The organism is Streptomyces sp. NPDC021562, from assembly GCF_040640875.1.
Taxonomy (GTDB): domain Bacteria; phylum Actinomycetota; class Actinomycetes; order Streptomycetales; family Streptomycetaceae; genus Streptomyces.
This window is the reverse complement of record NZ_JBFACN010000090.1, coordinates 1-1,443: the sequence shown is the minus strand read 5'-3', so window position 1 is coordinate 1,443 and position 1,443 is coordinate 1. Positions and strand designations below refer to the sequence as shown.

1 protein-coding gene and 1 pseudogene are annotated in these 1,443 nt (G+C 38.6%); both read left to right on the top strand.

The genetic code is table 11. The features are described 5' to 3' along the window. Positions 1-735 (top strand): annotated as a pseudogene (locus AB0G52_RS41105) (hypothetical protein); the annotation flags it as partial. A gap of 134 nt (positions 736-869) precedes the next feature. After that, the coding region (gene gnd / locus AB0G52_RS41100; protein WP_361344401.1) for a phosphogluconate dehydrogenase (NAD(+)-dependent, decarboxylating) at positions 870-1,443 on the top strand (574 nt) is incomplete at its 3' end.

Here is a 1,443-nt window from a genome sequence, read left to right as displayed (position 1 = left end):
AAAGTAGGTCAGGACCAAATACGTGAACAAAAACGAAAAGTAATGGAAGCACTTCGTCCAGTTAACGGGCAAGATATTCACGAAAATATTATTAGAGGACAATACAGCAGTGGCGAAGTAAACGGTCAAGCTTCAGTTGGGTATCGTGATGAGCCAAATATTAAAGAAAATTCAAGCACAGACACATTTATAGCAGCAAGAATTTGGATTGACAATGATTTATGGGAAGGTGTCCCATTCTATATTAGAACAGGGAAAAAGATGAAAGAAAAATCTACTCGGATTGTCATCGAATTCAAAGATACACTGAAAGAAATTTATGAAGAGAAAAAGGAGCAGATTGTGCCTAATCTCTTAATAATAGAAATCAGTCCGAATGAAAACATTAAATTGCTGTTAAACAGTAAAAGCCCATTTGAAAATGGAAAAATAGAACAAGTGGAAATTGATCTTACACATGCCCAAAAGGATGTTCCAGAAGCATATGAGCGTTTAATATTCGATGCTTTCAAAGGTGATTCTACGTTCTTTGCTCATTGGAATGAAGTGGAATTGTCTTGGGAATGGGTGCAACCAGTGTTAGATGCATTTGAACAAGGCGATGCTCCATTGCATTTCTACCCAGCAGGCTCTAACGGACCTGAAGCGTCAGATGAGCTGCTTGCAGCAAATGGGTTCAAGTGGTGGCTTGATAGTAAACCGGCAGCAAAAGAAAGCTTAGTTTCCATCGGATAACACATATCAGCAGTGATTTGGAACATGCTATAAACAGCGTCATAATAAAATTGTTCGTTTAGTTTCCATTATTTCCAAAAGGAATATGGATAAAAATAAATGTTTTTTCTCAGTTAATCAGGAGGGGTTTAAGTATGAAAGTTGGTTTAATTGGTTTAGGAAAAATGGGTTTAAATTTAGGAAAGAATCTATTGGATAATAAACATCAAGTGTCAGCATTTGATTTAAATCCTGCTGCTGTTTCAGAAATGAAGGAATATGGAGCAGATGGAACTACAAGCTTAACAGAGCTTGTGCAATCATTGGAAACACCAAGAGTACTTTGGATTATGGTGCCTCATAATGTCGTGGATTCTGTTATTGGCGAGATGGCACCATTACTTGCTAAGGGCGATATTGTAATTGAAGCAGGTAATTCCCATTATAAAGAATCAATCCGCAGATATAATGAGCTGCAGGAATTCGGTGTTCACTTTATGGATGTTGGAACGTCTGGAGGAATGGCTGGTGCACGAAATGGTGCATGTTATATGATTGGCGGTGACAAGAAGGCATGGGATGTTGTAGAACCAATTTTCCGTGATACAGCTGTTGAAAATGGCTACTTTTATGCAGGTGCAGCAGGCAGCGGTCACTTCTTGAAAATGGTTCATAACGGAATAGAGTATGGTATGATGGCGGCAATCGGTGAAGGATTTGAGGTTCTCG